Origin of the sequence: Sinorhizobium sp. CB7 (assembly GCF_041357635.1) — a bacterium.
Lineage (GTDB): Bacteria > Pseudomonadota > Alphaproteobacteria > Rhizobiales > Rhizobiaceae > Rhizobium.
The window spans coordinates 122,112-138,593 of sequence record NZ_JAULLL010000003.1; the positions used below are offsets into that span (position 1 = coordinate 122,112).

At 58.5% G+C, this 16,482-nt stretch carries 16 protein-coding genes; 9 read left to right on the plus strand and 7 right to left on the minus strand.

Annotation, left to right across the window (positions count from 1 at the left end):
* Positions 1 to 656 precede the first annotated feature (656 nt).
* Positions 657 to 1,352, plus strand: a complete 696-nt coding sequence (locus AAE029_RS07710; RefSeq protein ID WP_371072237.1) for a helix-turn-helix transcriptional regulator — start codon at positions 657 to 659, stop codon at positions 1,350 to 1,352.
* A 404-nt stretch (positions 1,353 to 1,756) separates the two neighbouring features.
* Here the strand turns inward: AAE029_RS07710 and AAE029_RS07715 are convergent, their stop codons facing one another.
* From AAE029_RS07715 to AAE029_RS07745, 7 genes are all read right to left on the minus strand, one after another.
* Complete coding sequence (locus AAE029_RS07715) at positions 1,757 to 2,323, minus strand: HD domain-containing protein (protein WP_371072238.1); 567 nt, start codon at positions 2,321 to 2,323, stop codon at positions 1,757 to 1,759.
* A 98-nt stretch (positions 2,324 to 2,421) separates the two neighbouring features.
* Positions 2,422 to 3,735, minus strand: a complete 1,314-nt coding sequence (locus AAE029_RS07720) for an MFS transporter (protein ID WP_371072239.1) — start codon at positions 3,733 to 3,735, stop codon at positions 2,422 to 2,424.
* A 44-nt stretch (positions 3,736 to 3,779) separates the two neighbouring features.
* Entirely contained in the window at positions 3,780 to 4,853 is a 1,074-nt protein-coding gene (locus AAE029_RS07725; protein ID WP_371072240.1) for an ABC transporter ATP-binding protein, read from the minus strand.
* 87 nt (positions 4,854 to 4,940) lie between these two features.
* On the minus strand, positions 4,941 to 5,708 hold the full coding sequence (locus tag AAE029_RS07730) for an SDR family NAD(P)-dependent oxidoreductase (RefSeq protein ID WP_371072241.1): 768 nt from the start codon (positions 5,706 to 5,708) through the stop codon (positions 4,941 to 4,943).
* A 34-nt stretch (positions 5,709 to 5,742) separates the two neighbouring features.
* Complete coding sequence (locus AAE029_RS07735; protein WP_371072242.1) at positions 5,743 to 6,525, minus strand: carbohydrate ABC transporter permease; 783 nt, start codon at positions 6,523 to 6,525, stop codon at positions 5,743 to 5,745.
* On the minus strand, positions 6,522 to 7,412 hold the full coding sequence (locus AAE029_RS07740) for a carbohydrate ABC transporter permease (RefSeq protein ID WP_371072243.1): 891 nt from the start codon (positions 7,410 to 7,412) through the stop codon (positions 6,522 to 6,524). Before AAE029_RS07740 ends, AAE029_RS07735 begins: the two co-directional genes overlap by 4 nt.
* Positions 7,412 to 8,707, minus strand: coding sequence for an ABC transporter substrate-binding protein (locus AAE029_RS07745; RefSeq protein ID WP_371072244.1), 1,296 nt, complete (start codon positions 8,705 to 8,707; stop codon positions 7,412 to 7,414). Before AAE029_RS07745 ends, AAE029_RS07740 begins: the two co-directional genes overlap by 1 nt.
* Positions 8,708 to 8,802: 95 nt before the next feature.
* On the opposite strand from AAE029_RS07745, the gene AAE029_RS07750 reads away from it, so the two are divergent.
* The 8 genes from AAE029_RS07750 (at position 8,803) to AAE029_RS07785 (ending at position 16,475) form a co-directional block, all read left to right on the plus strand.
* Positions 8,803 to 9,702 carry a LysR family transcriptional regulator gene (locus AAE029_RS07750; protein WP_371072245.1) on the plus strand — a complete coding sequence of 300 codons (900 nt, stop codon included), beginning with the start codon at positions 8,803 to 8,805 and terminating at the stop codon, positions 9,700 to 9,702.
* A 196-nt stretch (positions 9,703 to 9,898) separates the two neighbouring features.
* Positions 9,899 to 11,143 (plus strand): LysR family transcriptional regulator, encoded by a 1,245-nt coding sequence (locus AAE029_RS07755; protein ID WP_371072246.1) that lies wholly within the window; start codon positions 9,899 to 9,901, stop codon positions 11,141 to 11,143.
* A 317-nt stretch (positions 11,144 to 11,460) separates the two neighbouring features.
* Positions 11,461 to 12,492 (plus strand): ABC transporter substrate-binding protein, encoded by a 1,032-nt coding sequence (locus AAE029_RS07760; protein WP_371072247.1) that lies wholly within the window; start codon positions 11,461 to 11,463, stop codon positions 12,490 to 12,492.
* A 34-nt stretch (positions 12,493 to 12,526) separates the two neighbouring features.
* Positions 12,527 to 13,300: an ABC transporter ATP-binding protein gene (locus tag AAE029_RS07765; protein ID WP_371072248.1), complete on the plus strand. Its 774-nt coding sequence runs from the start codon at positions 12,527 to 12,529 to the stop codon at positions 13,298 to 13,300.
* Positions 13,293 to 14,129: an ABC transporter permease gene (locus AAE029_RS07770; RefSeq protein WP_371072249.1), complete on the plus strand. Its 837-nt coding sequence runs from the start codon at positions 13,293 to 13,295 to the stop codon at positions 14,127 to 14,129. Before AAE029_RS07765 ends, AAE029_RS07770 begins: the two co-directional genes overlap by 8 nt.
* A gap of 65 nt (positions 14,130 to 14,194) precedes the next feature.
* Positions 14,195 to 14,851, plus strand: coding sequence for a polysaccharide deacetylase family protein (locus AAE029_RS07775; protein ID WP_371072250.1), 657 nt, complete (start codon positions 14,195 to 14,197; stop codon positions 14,849 to 14,851).
* Positions 14,848 to 15,828, plus strand: coding sequence for a VOC family protein (locus AAE029_RS07780; protein ID WP_371072251.1), 981 nt, complete (start codon positions 14,848 to 14,850; stop codon positions 15,826 to 15,828). Before AAE029_RS07775 ends, AAE029_RS07780 begins: the two co-directional genes overlap by 4 nt.
* A gap of 101 nt (positions 15,829 to 15,929) precedes the next feature.
* Entirely contained in the window at positions 15,930 to 16,475 is a 546-nt protein-coding gene (locus AAE029_RS07785) for a carboxymuconolactone decarboxylase family protein (RefSeq protein WP_371072252.1), read from the plus strand.
* Positions 16,476 to 16,482: the final 7 nt, after the last annotated feature.

Sequence of the window (16,482 nt, forward strand, 5' to 3'; positions counted from 1 at the left end):
CATCGTGCTCTGTGGGGGCTCCTGGGCAAAGACCGCCGCCGCGCAAGCGGTCATCACCGTCGATGCGGGAAGAATACCCAGCCGAAGCCTCCTTCCATTCGAAGTCCTCTTGGCCGATCCATATCTATCCGTATGCCCCACTTTACTGCCCCACTCTTGCATTCGATCGCATATCCTTTAAACTTGATTTAAACAATCAAGTTAATATAACCATTATGAAAACGGTGGGTGGGAGAGCAACGGTTGGATGTTTGCAGGACGATCTCAGACCTTTGCCGAACAATGAAATTACGCCGTCACGCTTTCTCTTGCTTTAAATGGATCAGATGAACACACGTCGAGACACAGGATCCTTGGCAGGCTCTACCGGTCACAGGCGCTTTCGGGTTCGCGATTTCGCCGAACGTACCGGCGTCACGTTCGACAGTCCCGACGATGGGTTGTCTATGGACGATACGCTGATGGAGGGCGATTTCTTCCACCAGGAACTACGACCTGGTCTCGTTCTGCATGTAAGTGATGCCGTCGAGGCGCGGCCCTTCACCGCCTCCTCATATGTCCATGAAGGCCTTTCCTGCATTTTCTTTCTCGACGGGCAGGTCGGGCTGAAGATTGGCGATAGGCATTTTTCGTTTGACGGCCGTCGGAGCGGCTTGATGGAAGGCACCGCTATCATGAGTGCGCGTCCCGAAAGTTTCGAGCGGCAGTCGCAAGGTTCTCAGAGGCTAAGACATCTGGTGGTATCCGCATCACCCGAATGGCTCGATATTGAAGGCTTGCAGGAGCAGGCGGGCGCCAGCGCTGGCAACCATCTCTTCCGTGACCATCTTGCCAATCAGCGTTGGAGACTAACGCCCCGAGCGATTGAGCTTGTTGGCCAGATTGCAAAAGCACCAGCCTTCGCACCTGCTCTTCGCAAACTCCATCTGGAGGGCTGCGCCGTTGGATTGGTCGCGGAAACGCTGACCGCATTGATGCAGGCTAACCACCAGGATGGAGCCAGCGATATGCTAACGCATCACGATCTAATCCGTTTGAAGCGCGCCAAGGAATTCATCGAGACCAGGGTTGAAGAAACACTGAGCGTCGAGGTTATTGCGCGGGAGGCAGGCATCAATCCCAGCGGATTACAGCGACTTTTTCGTCTCTCCGAAAGAACCAGCGTGTTCGGATATGTGCGCAAGCTAAGGTTGGAGAGGGCCCTCGAGGCATTACGGTCCGGAGAAATGAGTATTGCCGAGGCAAGTCTTTTTGCTGGTTACTCGAGCCCAGCCAACTTCGCAACGGCGTTTCGCCATAGGTTCGGTGTGTCGCCTCGTCTGGCTGCTCGCGGCGGATACCGAGCGCCATGAAACAGATTTCCAACCCTGCGAACTGACCGAAGCTGCCTCCACGACCGCTCAGTCGACAGCGCTTCCCAGTTTCAGTCCGACAAGCAGCTCTGTTGCTTCTCAGGCGACGTCAGCAATATTCTTTGACGCATACAATGTCGGATTCGCTGCCTGTCGGGCCCGTTCGACACCGCATCTGCGATAGTGGCGAGCCACGGCTCACGATCCTCGTCAATAAGCGGGATGCTGTTAGCCATCTCTTGAATATTGGCAGGTGTTTGGAAATCTCCCGAGGCGTTGAGCTCCTGATAGAGGCGCAAGCTGTATACCCACGGTTGTCTTGCTGCTATCGGAAACGCCCAGATGACGTCCGGGTCGCGTTCCGAACCGGGCATCTCGGCTTGACGGCTCCTGCTTTACCGACATCAGTTCGCCGTCAGGCGGGCTGACCGACTGCGGAGGTTTCCGGTAAGGCCTGTCATTGTTTCCTCATGAATGAGCCCAAGCGCTCCCGCGACATGCCACCAGCCGTGATCTGCCTGCCTGACGATCATGCATTCTGCACTGACGCCCATGTGGTTTCCCTCGAAGGAGTGGCCAACGGCGATATGTGCGACTTCTTCAGGAAGACCGACGATCAAGCAGACGTACATGCCGAATACGGAATGACGGAAGGTTGGCTGGCCGGCATCGGCAGGCTCCTGTCTCCAGCGTTCGCGGTTAATCGGGTCGAACTCATATGGCTTTCCGACGTCATGACATGCGGCTCCAGCGAGAAGAACGTCCCAATCGATTCTCACCTGAGGATATGTTTGCTCGAACTCGCTGGCGATCAGGTTCGTGTATCTGAAGACACCCCTGACGTGGTCCGCCTGTGTCCCGGCCTTGAGAACCGGCGACCCTGGATTTCCTTCCGGCGGCATGTCCGCAATGCGCTCAAACTCAGAACAGCAAAGCGCATGACTCCACGCCTCCACCACATTCTTCCGCATCTCAGGGTCTGCGATTTGCATGATTTCTGGAAAGTCTTCGAGAACCGCGGCTCTCGTCTCCTGCGTGATCGGACGTCGTAGTCCTGGGTAATGATGTGTCATGCCGTTGCCGTATCGGTTGGTTGGCCGGTGGGGATCGCCGCCGACGTTGTGAATTCGGGTGCGATGGGTTTGCGCGTCATCGTCAGCGTGGTGATCGCCCCTGAGACCAGGAGGCCGGCCGCGATGCCGAACGCCATTTCATATCCGCCCGTCGAGGCGACCACGTAGCCGGTGATGATGGGCGCGATCAGTCCAAAGAAGTTGCCGCCAAGGGCAGTAATGGCAATGACACGCGAGACGTCTCGAGGATTGCCCAAAAGGTCGCTGGCGAGAGAGAAGTTCAAGCCTGCGCCCGTCGTCGAGCCGGTGAGAACCAGGGTCAGAACAATCAGAAGTTCTGTCAGGTTGCTGACGAAGGGCGCCGCGACAATCAGAAGGGACAAAGTTGCCATTGCCGCGATGTAATTGCGTCTCTTGCCGCTTCCGACCGCTTTTGAGGACAGGAACCGGTCGCTTGCTCGTGCGATCACAAGGCTCAGCATGACGGTGACGAGATAGGGGATCGCGGTGAGGTAGCCGGTATTCATCGTCGACAGCTCTTGGGTCGATTGAAGGAATGTCGGGAGCCAAGTAAGGAAGATGTACGCGGTGTAGACCAGGCAAGCTTGGGTTACAACGAGCCCCCAGACGCTCGTTTGCGAGAGCAGGTAGCGCAGTGTCGACGGTGCAGCCCCGCTATCCGATGCCTGCCCCTGGCCATTTCGTTCACTGAGGATTTCCTGCCGCTCGGCGTCGGAAATCCATGATGCCTTTTCTGGAGGCGCATACCAGAACATCCATGCCGCTAGCCAGACATAGCCCAGAAGTCCAAGCAGCACGAAGGACACGCGCCAACCGGCGAATTCGACAAGTCCGGCGGTAACGATCGCGCCGATCGCGGGTCCTGCGGACGAGCCGCCGTTGAGCAGGGTTGTCACCAGGCCCCGCTCCCGCTCCGGAAACCAATCGCGTATCACCCGCCCTGATGCCGGGTAGGAGGATGCTTCGCTTGCGCCCATGACGAGACGAGCTGCGAAGATGAATGCGAATCCCGTCGTCGCTGCTGTCAGTGCGGTCGCTGCGGACCATAGCGCAATGCCACCGCTGATGACGCGCTTGGCGCCCACTCTTTCGACAAGGAGCCCAACCGGGATAAGGCAGACGACGTATGTCCACAGGAACCCCGAGAAGAGATAGCCCATCTGGACGGGAGTGAATCCGTATTCGGCTGCAATGGACTTCGACGCGATCGAAAGAGCAATCCGGTCGATGTAGTTGATGATGACAGCGGTGAAAATAAGAATGGCGATCCATATCCGACGTCGCGGCATGCTTCTCCTCCGAAAATCCAAATCAATGGCCGTGCGAACGAACCTCAGTTGAGCCGCTTGCCGCTCTCGGCATCGAACAGATGGACGGCCGCGCTGTCTGCCCGTAGCCAAAGCGCGTCGCCCGGCGTCACCTTCGGCCGCTCCTTCAGGCAAATCGTAAGCGCTTCGTCGCCATGCCTGAGCAGCAGCAGGGTGTCTGCGCCCGTCGGCTCGACGACATCGACTGTCACCTGCAGCAAGGCCGGATCAGCCACCCCGACGGTCCAGTTTTCGGGACGCAGACCAAGCTTCACAGGTCGCCCTGCCAGCGCGTGGTGGCTCCGTCCAAGCAGGATCCTTCCACCGCAGCCGGTTTCGAAGACGCTCGGATCGGTTTTCGAGACGAGGCCGCCGATGAAGTTCATTCCCGGCGATCCCAGAAATGAAGCGACGAAGAGATTGGCAGGACGATCGTAGAGGTCGAGAGGCGCTCCGATCTGCTCCACGCGTCCATCGCGCATGACCACGATCTTGTCCGCCATCGTCATCGCCTCGACCTGGTCGTGCGTGACGTAGACAGTGGTCGTGCGCAGCCGCTGGTGCAGTTGCTTGATCTCTGCCCTCATTTGAATTCGAAGCTTGGCGTCCAGGTTCGAGAGCGGCTCGTCGAAAAGAAAAACCTGCGGCTTGCGCACGAGCGCCCTTCCCATCGCGACACGCTGTCGCTGTCCTCCGGAAAGTTCCCTCGGGTAGCGGGCCAGGAGGGCCTCGAGCCCCAGTATTTTTGCCGCCTCTTGAACCTTTGCTTTTCTTTCCGCCTCCGAGACGCCTTTTAGCCTCAGAGCGAAGCTCATATTGTCGGCTACCGTCATGTGGGGATACAAGGCGTAATTTTGGAAAACCATTGCAATGTCGCGTTGCTTCGGCGCGACGTCGTTGACCACTTTTTCTCCGATGGCGATCGTTCCTCCCGAGATGGATTCAAGTCCGGCCAACATGCGCAGAAGTGTGGACTTCCCGCAGCCGGAAGGTCCGACCAGAACGACGAATTCACCGTCTTCTATCTCCACGTCGACGCCGTGCAGCACTTTTGCCGCGCCGTAGGCCTTTTCCGTGTTTCTGATGCTTACCGAGCCCATCGGACTCCTCCTTCCGCAAAAGTGGTTACTTTCCGCCATTCGTTTGTGGTTCGTAGGAACCCAATATTCATGGGGTGTTGCTCCCGATCAGGACGCCAGCCCGCCGTCGACGGCATGTATGTGCCCGGTAACGAAACTGCTCATGCTCGATGCGAGGTAGAGCGCAACGTTGGCCACTTCGGCTGGATCGGCGTGACGACGAAGGGGGATCTCCTCGTTGATCAGAGCCGTGACGTCCTTGCCAGTGAGTGAACCGATCTGGTCTTCGATAGAGTGCTGGAATTGATTGTCGATCGGGCCCGGATTGAGCGAGTTGACTCTGATCCCCCGGGGCGCCAGCGCACGCGCCGCTGCGCGCACGACGCCTGTTTGTGCGTGCTTTGACGCAACGTACGCGATGTTCTGGCCGGCACCCTCACCGCCCCTCGTGCCCGCCATGCTTGAAGTGACGATGATGCTGCCACCGTCGCGCATATGCTTCGGTCCATGCTTGCAGGCCAGAAAAGCTCCTTTCACATGTATCTGATATGTCCGGTCGAAAGCCTCCTCGTCGTACTCGCTGAGATCTCCGATGAAGCCGTGGTTGCCGGCGTTGCTGAACAGGACGTCGATCTGGCCCCACCTCGAGGCTGTGGCCTGCAGGTAGGCTTGCACCTCGTTCGAGTTTGAAACGTCGCCGGCGAAGATCGCCACCTGGTCTGAACCGAGTTTTGATCGGACGGCGGAGAGCGCCCGTTCGTCGAGATCTACCAGCATGACCTTGGCGCCGTGCTCCAGAAACAGCATTGCACTGGCAGTTCCGACACTTCCACAGCCGCCGGTGATAACGCAGATCTTGTCTTGCAGCAGCTTCATCGAATTGGTTCCTTGTCGTTCGGGATCATCCGGACTACTTCACGCTACCGGCGACGAAGCCTCTGCCGAGCTGCTTCCTGATCATCGCAAGGGCCACGATCGGTACGATGAAGTAGATGGTCGAACCGGCGAAGATTTGCCCGTAGAGGGGGCCTTGAGGCGGTACGTACCGCATCAGCAAGGGCAGGAAGGTCAGCGCATTTCGATCCGTGAGGACGAGCGCGAATAGGAACTCGTTCCAGCAGAAGCAGAAGATCAGGACAGCGGTCGTCAGGATGGGTCCGGCCGATATCGGCACGATGATCTGCCAGAGGATCGTCCACGAGCTCGCGCCGTCCAGACGGGCCGCCTCGTCGATCGTTAAGGGAATGGCTGCAAAGAAGCCGCGGATCATCCAGATCGAGAAGGGTAGCGAGAACGTCAGATAGGTCGCCGTAAGACCGGTAACGGTGTCGAGATATCCCGTGCTGCGAAAGAAGAGATAGAACGGGATCACCAGAACGATGCTGGGCACCATCCTCATCGCAAGGATTGCAAGCGCCAGACGATTGAACTCATGCCCCAGGCGGGTCATTCCGAATGCTGCCATGGATCCCAGCGCGATCGAGATGGCGGTGCTCAAGGATGCGGTGAGGAAAGAATTTAAGAGAGATCCCCAGAACTGCCCTTGAGAAAGCACGTCCCGATAATTCTCGAAGCCAAGCGTTGCTCCGGCATCAGTCGAAATGGAGAACGACACGTAAAGTGCCCATAGCGGCGGCAGGACAGTGAGCGCGCAAGCGCCCAGCGCAATGATGTAGAGAAGCCCAACCCTCATGCGGCGCTTCCTTGTCGACGGGATCGATTCAGCGCTGCCATGAGAGCAAGCACGAGGCCCATGATGACGACGAACACGATCAGTGCCAAAGCCGCGCCGTATCCCACCTGGAACTCCTGGAAGCTCGTGCTGTATGCGTAATAGTTCAGGATCTCGGTGCTCGTTCCAGGCCCGCCCTGGGTGATGACGATCATGAGGTCGATGTTCTTCAGTGAATCGATAAGACGAAGGAGCAGCGCGACCATCAAAATTGGCTTGAGCAGCGGAATTTCGATCCACCGCAGTACTTGCCATCGCGTCGCCCCGTCGATGATCGCAGCCTCCGTCACCTCTTCGGGAAGAGTAAGCAAGCCAGCGAGCAGGACTGCAAACATGAATGGCGTCCATTGCCAGGTATCCGCCACGATCAGGGAGTAGAGGGCGAGCTGCGGACTGTTCACCCATGCGACTGGCCCGATGCCAAGCCAACCGAGGGCTAAGTTAAAAGCCCCGAACTGCGGGCTGAACATGCTCTTGAAGTAAAACGCCCAGATGAGCGGCGCGATCATGATCGGAATGCATAAAACGACGCGAAAGGCAGCGAAACCGGACCAGCCTTTTGCGAGCCCGTGCCGGATGAGCAGCGCGAGAGCCAGCCCAAGGCCAAGCTGCAGCACCACGGAGATGCCGGTGTACTGCAGCGTGACGCCGACAACCCGAGCGGTATCGACCGACGTCAGGATGTCGGCGAAGTTGCGCGCTCCCGCCCATCGCCTCGTCCCCGAAATGAGATTCCATCGATATAGGCTTGTCGAAACCGCCTGGACCAGGGAGTAGCCTATTGTGCCGGCAAGGCACAATAGGCTTGGCGCGATGAAGGCGTAGGCGACGCACTTTGCCTGGCGCATCAATAGTAGCCCGCGTCACGCATGATCTCGTCGACAGATTTTTGTGCAGTCTCCAGGGCCTCCTTCGGAGAAATCTCGCCGGCAAAAGCCCGGCTGAGCTGCACGCCTACTTCTGCGTCGACCTCACTCCACTCCGGTATCTGTGGCCGGACCTTTGCCACCTTCAGACTGTCAGCGACGGCGGAAAACCACGGCTTTGCAGACGCATTCGCCTCCCATGCCGAGTTCCTGCACGGCTGGCCGCCGTGCTGGACGATCATATTGGACTGGACGTCGCGGCTGTTGAACCAGGCGACGTACTGCGCCGCCGCCTTTGCATCCTGTCCGTACTTCGAAACCGTAAGGCCGAGCCCGCCCATCACGGGCGCGGTCGTCACCGTTCCCTTTGGAGGGACGGCGCTGACGAGCTCGGCTTTCGTCTTCGCGTCGGCCGTTACGTGAGCATCGGGAATCCAGGCCACTGGGTCGAGCGTTCCGAGCCCGGTTGCCATTGCCCGGACTTCATCGCTCTCGGTGTAGGCTGCTCCGCCGGGAGGCATCGTCTTGACCAGTTCAAGCAGGAACGACAGCGTGTCGATGCCGTTCTGATCGGCGAAGATAGGCCTCATGCCATCGTCGAAGAGAACGCCGCCATTCGCCCAATAGATTGGCAGCCAGACCGAAAACGCCTTGGCAAGTCTTTCGGTGCCGGCGATGAAGCCGAAGCGGTTCGCGCTCCGATCGACCACCTTTTGCGAGGCGGTCAGAAGTTCGTCCCACGTCTGGGGCACTGCAAGTCCTGCCGCGTCGAGGTGGGCTTTGTTATAGATCAGGCGCTGGCAATTTCCGATAGTCGCCATCCCGTAGGTCTTCCCATCGGCCCCATACATGTCACGGAAGGTTTGCGGAATGTCACCGAAGAAGTCGTTGAGCTCCTCGGTAGAAATCAGATCGTCCAGTGGCAGCAAATGGCGGGCCTTTGCGTAGCCCTTGAGATAGATGGAGTCGACCTGCACGACGTCATAGGCGGAGCTGTTCGCGGCAAAGGCAGCGACTTGCTTCTGAATGGCCTCGTTATAGCCCATCGTGATGTTGTTGACTTTTATACCGGTGGCTTTCGTGAATTCCGGCGAGAGATCCACGAATGGTTGGCCGAACATGCCTTCGCTCAAAGACAGAACGTTGATCGTGCTCGATGCAGAGATCGCCGGTGCGGGAAATGCCCCTGCAAACGCGGCCGCGCCAGTCAGCGCCGCCGCTCCCTTGATAAGATTGCGTCGAGTAGTCTGAAACTGTTCAGCGTTCGAACTTGTCACCGCAGTGCCCTCCCTGGTGTTCGTGCGGCGAATATTCAGATATAGGTGAATAAAGTCCAATTGGAAAAATTTCCCGATTCCCATAGGAAAGGTCAATGAATAACATAACAATCGCCCAACTGTCGGCGTTTCGTTGGGTCGCGGAGCTCGGTAGTGTCCAAAAGGCGGCTGACCGCCTCAACATCACCCAGCCATCGCTGTCGCTTCGCGTGAAGCAGTTGGAGGCGGAAGTTGAACTGCCGCTCCTTGAACGACATGGCAGAGGCGTAAGGCTCACCCGCCATGGCCATGCCTTTTTGTCTCGCGCCAGGCTCGTGCTGGGCGCCTACGAGGAATTGCTGAGAAAATCTCGTGCGACGGCTCTGGTCGGGCCGTTGAGAATGGGGGTTGCCGAAGGCTTTGCCGTCGCCTCCATGGCGACCCTTATTGCGCGTCTTCGGAAAGACTTTCCGCTTCTTAGACCCGAATGGGTCGTTGCGACCAGTGCGGGCCTTGAGCAACAATTGGCCGACGGCGAGCTGGACATGGCCATCATCGTCGATCCGCTTGGTCTCAGAAACGTCAGACTATTCGCGCTAGGAGTGCAGAGTAACTGTTGGGCCGTGTCTACGGAAGACTTTCCCGACGTCGGCTCATCGCCATCCGAGTTGGCGAAACTGACCGTGATCACGACCCCTCCTCCGACGGCGATGTACCGAGCAACCATGGGGTGGTTTGCGGAAGACAAGGTGACACCAGAGAACCTGTGCCTCTGCTCAAGCCTTAATGCCGCAGTACAACTCGTTGCGGCGGGCTTGGGCGCGGGCATCTTCCCAACCAAGGTCATCGACGCGTATCCCCTCGAAGGCGCAATTCGTAAGCTGAAGGTGGGAGACACACTTCGTGCGGGCCGAGTCTTTGTAGCTGATCGAACCACGTCCGACGAGGCGAGGACCCAAGCCATAATTGCGATAATTGAACAGACTGCGAAGAAGATCGGCTACTTCGACCACTGAATGGTCGCGCGCATAAATCTCATACTATGTCGGCTGGAGCTGTTTCTGCCGCCGGGTCAGCGGCAGCCCGACCTCGGGCGTCGTTCGAACGAATGACCAGGTTTGCAGCGCTGATCGTTCCGCTCAAACAAAACTAGCCAAAAGCGGCACTGCGTAATATCGTTTGATGACGGACGCATGCTTTGGGATGGAGAGCATGGAAAGAGTTGTGGTATCGAACCTCAGGCACCTTCGTGCCTTTCAGATGGTTGCTAAATTCCAGAACGTTCGAAAGGCTGCCGAGGCAGTATGCCTCACTCAACCCGCGGTGACGCAGGCAATTGCAAAGCTCGAGCACCAGATAGGGGTGTCGCTTTTCGAACGCCGTAGCTCCGGTACCTATCCGACGCCGGCAGGGGAAATATTCGCGTCGCGAATTTCAGGCATGTTCGCCCAGATCGAAGACGCACTTGCGGAAGCAGGCGCGGTCAACACTCCAAATCGCTCGCGTGCGTCGGTGGCGGACCGGATAACGCACTCACAGATACGGGCACTGTCCGCAATCGCTGCGGTGGATCTTGAGGACGTGCGGGAATGTTCCGTCATCTCAAAGGCATCGTTGCACAGAGCGGTTCGCGATCTCGAGCGAAGCACCGATCTTATGCTTTTACGCCAAGGTGCAGATGGTGCATCGGCGACCGATGTCGGCCGTATCCTCGCCCGCAGGATCAAGCTTGCCTTGAGCGAGGTTGAGCTCGCGATCAACGAGATAGCGAGTGAGGTCCGGGAACAGGGCGATCGCCTGCGCGTCGGTGCGATGCCGTTGACCGGGAGCCTCATCGTCGCCCCGATTCTCAATGACCTGATGCGCCTTTTTCCGCACGCGCATATCGAAGTTCAGACCGCCGGCCGCAAGGCACTCACGGACGCCTTAAGGCGGGGCCAGATCGATATCTTTGTTGGCCTTCTGTGCGAGCCTCCGGATGCAGACTCACTCGTCAGGGAGCCGCTCGTTTCGCTGCCGTATGTCGTGGTTGCGCGCCCCGATCATCCGCTGGCACTGAAGTCCGACGTCATGATTTCGGACTTCGACGACTACAGTTGGGTTGTTCCGAACCAGAATACAGTTCGCCGTGCGGCCTTCGACCAGTTCAGTCACGCACTGAGCAGCCCACCTAAGGTTGATGTCCAGGCATCGTCCACCTCTACCATCAGCTTACTCGTCGCCGGCAGCGACCGGCTCGGCCTGTTGACCAGACTCGAATTCGAGAATGAAAAGCGGGCGGGCGGGATCGTCGCGATTCCCTTCGGGCCAATCGAGCCGTCGCACTGGCTCGGCATTACGAGGCGGGCGGACTGGTCACCGACGGCCGTGCAGAAGACCTTCATCGACCTCGTACACCGCAAGGCGGCACGCATTGCCAAGGCCGCGAGACCTCAAGCCAAGATAGTTGCGGCATGATCAAGTGCTTTCAATGCTTTGACCGATAAAACCTCGCGGCCCTAATCTAATCCCCTCCGGAAAAAACCGCACCGGCCGGAAGCCAGCATATGCGCCCCGAACGGGCGTAAGCAAATCTAATGGCCGCTCAACCCATTATGATTGGCGGCAAACGGCGGAATGCGAAAAATAGCGATGACGGCGTTTGAATGGTGCAAGCGCGGTTCAACCGTCGCGGAGAGGAGTGCCGCGGTTGACGATTGCGCCTTCGATTGGAACCGGTCGTATCAGGCGGAATGAGTCCCTGGTGCGTCAATAAATCTGAGGAGGAGGAATTCATGAAAAAGACCAGAGCATTTGTTGCAGCTATACTGTTCACTGCTGCTGCGTTGGCAGGAATGTCGGATGCGTTTGCCAGGGATACCCTGCGGGTGGCCACTACCAGGACGTCCGGCTCGGCGACGCTCTACCTAGCCAAAGACAAGGGCTACTTCGACGAGGAAGGCATTGATGTCGAATGGACCTATTTCGAGAACCAGAACGACCTGACTGCCAGCATCATCGCTAGCCAGAACGACGTGGCGACGGCAGGCATTATAGCCGGCTTTTACAATGTCGCCGCCAAGCAGAATCTCAGGGTCATTGCCGGGCTGATCAGCGAGAAGCCGCATTTCGTTTCCGCCACCTACGTGGTGACGCCCAGCGCTTACGAAAAGGGCATCCGTACGCCTAAGGACCTGCTCAACGGCGCCCGGATTGCCATCGCGACAAAAGGTTCGGCGCATCAGTATGCCCTGCTGCGGCTAGCCGACAAGTATGGTGTCGATCCGAACAGCATAAAGGTCGTGACCATGCAATCGAACGGCAACATTCTTGCTGCACTCAAGACGAACGCCGTCGACGCCGCCGTGATGTCGGCCGTTCCCGGAGCGGCGGCGGCCGCGGACGGGGCCGGAAAGATCGCTGGTTACGTTGGTGACGAAACGCCCGGCAACGGCCCCTCCTTCTTCGCGCGTGCCGATGTTGTCAAGACCAAGCGCGACACGATGGTGCGTTTTCTGCGAGCCATGCTGAGAGCGGCCAAGGACTACGACGCCGCCTTCCAGCAACTGGGCAGCGACGGGCGGCCGGTCAGGACGAAAGAGGCCGACGATATCCTCGCGATCGTTTCCAAGTACACTGGGCAGCCGGTTTCGGTCATCAGCGGTGCCATGACCTACATCGAGCCGGATGGCGACTTTCCTGCCTCCGAGATGAAAACCCAGATCGAAACCTGGCAGCAGGTGGGCATGGTCGACAGCTCCGTCACCGCTGACGAACTGCTCGATACGACGCTTCTGAACGATGCGAAATCGAAGAAGACGAACTAGCGATCATCTGCAACGCGTTTTTACAGGTATCAGAATGGATCTGCATATCAATATAGTCGAGCACCGCTACGGATCGCTGGTCGTGCTGAACGACATCAGGTTCGATGTCGCCAGCGGCGAGATTGTCTGTGTCGTCGGCCCCTCCGGCTGCGGAAAATCGACCCTTCTCGGCATTATCGGCGGGCTGGTGCAGCCGGCGTCCGGTGAGGTGACGTTTTCCGGCGAGCGCCATGCCGATTGCCTCAATCCCCTGACCTTCGTGTTTCAGGACTTCGCCTTGCTGCCCTGGCTCTCCGTCAAAAACAATATAGCCTTTGTCCTGAAGCACCATAACCTTGCACCGTCCGTCCGGGATACGCGGATCAGGCAGGCGCTAGCGCGCACGGGACTCACCGACTTCGCCGATGCCTTCCCAAGACAGTTATCCGGTGGGATGCGACAGCGCGTCGGCATTGCAAGGGCACTGGTTGTCCGTCCCGCCGTCCTTCTCATGGACGAACCGTTTTCCGCGCTGGATGCACAGACACGCGAGATCCTGATGGATGACTTTCTCAATCTGTGGCTTAAGGAGCGGATTACCGCGGTCCACATCACCCACAATCTGGATGAGGCGCTGAGACTGGCGGACCGGATCGTGGTTATGTCCAGGCGTCCAGGCCGGATCAAGAAAATCTTCAAACTCACCGTCCCCAAGACCGAGCGAATGGATCCCGAGCGAAAAGTCGAACTGGCGAAGATCCATGACGACATCTGGTCGCTGATCAAAGACGAAGCAATCCTTGCAAATCAGGAGATGGAACATGGCTGATATCGCTCACGCCCCAGCGCAATTCGAACGCTCCGATCCGGTCTCCGGCATCGTGCCGTTCCGTGGCGGAGGCTTTCAGAGCGGCGACGGCAAGCGCAATCCGCTTTCGTGGATCGGTCTGCTCGGGTTGCTCGTGGTATGGCAGGTCGCTTCCTATTTCAACCTGGTCAGCGCAACATTCCTGCCGGGCCCGGTGACGATCCTGGCGACGCTTTACCAGCTCGCGGTCTCCGGCAGTCTCGCGGCGGACATTGCCGCCTCGCTGACCCGCATCGTCATCGGCTGGAGCCTGGGGACGCTCGCGGGACTGATCTTCGGCGTGACCATGGCATTATTTGCACCGATGAGGGCAGTCGGAAAGCCGCTGGTCACTGCGCTCTTTCCCATACCGAAGATCGCGATCCTGCCGCTTCTCATCTTATGGCTCGGGGTTGGCGAACTTCCGAAGATCATGACGATCAGCGTCGGCGTTTTCTTCCCGACGACGATCGCCACCTATTCGAGCATCGACAACGTCCAGCGCAATATCATTCGGATGGCCCAGAGCTTTGGCGTGCCGATGCGCTCCATCATCCGCGACGTACTCCTGCCGGGAGCTCTGCCGGGCATCGTCGCTGGCATGAGGATCACGACAGCCTATTCGCTGACGCTCGTCGTCGCGGCCGAAATGATTGCCGCAGACCGCGGCATCGGAGCCTTCATCATTCTCGCGGGGACACTGATGCGCAGTGACCAGCTGGTTGCCGGCGTAGTCGTGCTCTCGATCATCGGCCTGCTGACGGGGCGTGCCTTGTCCGCGCTCGAGGAAGCCTGGTTCAAATGGCGATGACTGTCCGCGACTTTCATTCAAACTCAAACATTTGAGCACCAAGGAGAAAAACTGTGGAGATAACATTGTCCTTTGACAATGGGCCGGATCTCGAGGAGACGCCCAAGGTCCTGGATATTTTGAAAAAGTACGGTGTGCTCGCGACCTTCTTCCTTGTCTGCAACAAGCTTGAAGCTCCGGCGATGCGCGACATGGCCAAACGCACGAAAGACGAGGGTCACTGGATCGGCAATCATACATTGAGCCATCGGACACCGCTCGGCATGAACCCCGATCCCGGCGCTCCTTTGAGAGAGATCGGACGAGCGCAGGAATTGTTGGGAGACTTAGCGCATCCGCGAAAATTCTTCAGGCCGAATGGAAAAGGACAGGTCGGGCCGCATCTTTTAAGCCGCGCGGCGGTAGAACTCCTGGAGGCGGAAAGGTTCACCTGCATCCTGTGGAGCATCATGCCGCGCGATGGTACCGATCCTCCGGGTTGGGTCGATCGTGCGCTCGGCCACTGCGTCAAATCTCCGCGATCGACGGTCGTTGTGCATGATCGGGTTAACGGCGGAATGCCCTACCTCGAAGACTTCATTGTGAAGGTCCGCCAGGCCGGCGGGACGTTCAACCAGGAATTCAATCCGGAAGTCGTGGCGGTCAGCGAAGGTCGAAGATTGCTGCCTTTCGAAACAATCGCCAGTGACGACAATCAAATACAGGACACCGTGTCCCGATGACTGCACCCATGCCTCTACCGATCATCAACTACACCCCGCCTTTTTGCGTCACCCGCGCCAGCCACATAGCGATGACGGTGACGGATCTGCCGAAAAGCCTGGATTTCTATCAGGAGATCGCCGGGCTGGCGCTGACCGAGCGCATCGGCGATGTGGCATACCTGCGGGGGCTGGAGGAAGATTGCCATCACAGCCTGACATTGACCGGGGCTCGCGGAGGTGATGCCGAATGCGAACAGGTGGGGTTTCGGGTGCGCAGCGATGACGACCTCGACCGGGCAGCGAACTTTTTCGAGGAGCTCGGCCTCGATCCGGTCTGGGCCGATGTGCCGCACCAACAAAAAACCTTACGGGTGCGTGATCCCCAAGGCATCCCGTTGGAGTTCTGCTCAGCGATGACAACACAGCCTCGCCTTCATAGCCGGATAGAACGCCATCGCGGTGGCTGTGCGCTTCGGTTCGACCATACGCAGGTCAACGTATCGGACGTGCGCAAGGCAGCCCAGTTCTTCGCATCCTTCGGCTTCATGATCTCCGATTATGCCTACACGCCGAAGGGCGATATGGTGTCGGCTTTCATGCGCCGGAAGAACAATCCGCATGACATCGTATTCGGCTCACGCACAGGGCCGCGTCTGCATCATTTCGCCTATGTCGTCGAATCCCAGAATCTGCTCCGGGCGGGAGACGTGGCTGCGAGTCTTGGACTAAGCCGGCAGGTCGAGTTTGGCCCGAGCCGACACGGCCAGGATCACGCCGCGTTCATCTATTTGAGAGATCCCGATGGCCATCGCGTCGAGTTACTTGGCCATCCAATCCAACTCGTGGACATGGAGAGCGAGCCCATCGGACGGGATATAACGGACCGGGCTCAGTTCGCACCATGGGGGCAGCTTGCACCCGCGACGTTTCTGGCAGATGCATCGCCTTTTCCAGGTGAGCCACAATACGAGCCGTTGGTTCCCCGGACATGGTAGCTACGGCAGGCTGAGAGTTCGGCTGGAGTTTCCATGTCGGCTCGGGCGGTCGAGGAAGAAACACGACAATGCGACATTCATTTCATTGAGGGAGGATCAGGATGGCGGAAGGGCAACGCAGCAACAGGGTAATCGAGATCGACAGGCAGGGTCTGGACGGTGAGCAGGAACGGATCCTGACCCGTCTGGAAAGCGGCCGCGGGAAGGTCCTGACGCCATATAAGATCTGGATCCATTGCGCCGGTGTCGCCGACGGCATGGAGGTTCTCGGCACCTATCTCAACACGACCGGTTCGATCACCGAGGCGGAGCGCGAGATCGCCATTCTGATGACGGCCGTGTTCTGGAAATCCCCCTTCGTGATCCACGCTCACGCCCGCCACGGGCGCAAGGCCGGTATCGACGAACGGGCGGTCGAGGCCATGCTGGCCGGCAGCCGCGCGGTCTTCAGCGATCAGCGGCAACAGGCCGTCCATGATCTCGTAAGCGATTCACTGGAAGGCGGCTCGATCGAGGACGAAACCTTCGCGCGCTATGAGGCCGTGCTCGGTCGCAGCGGCATTGCGCAGTTCGTCAGCCTCGTCGGCTATTACACCTCGGTGTCGATCGCGATGCGAATGCATGAGGTCGTTCCAGCCGCGCAATAAGCCTAGA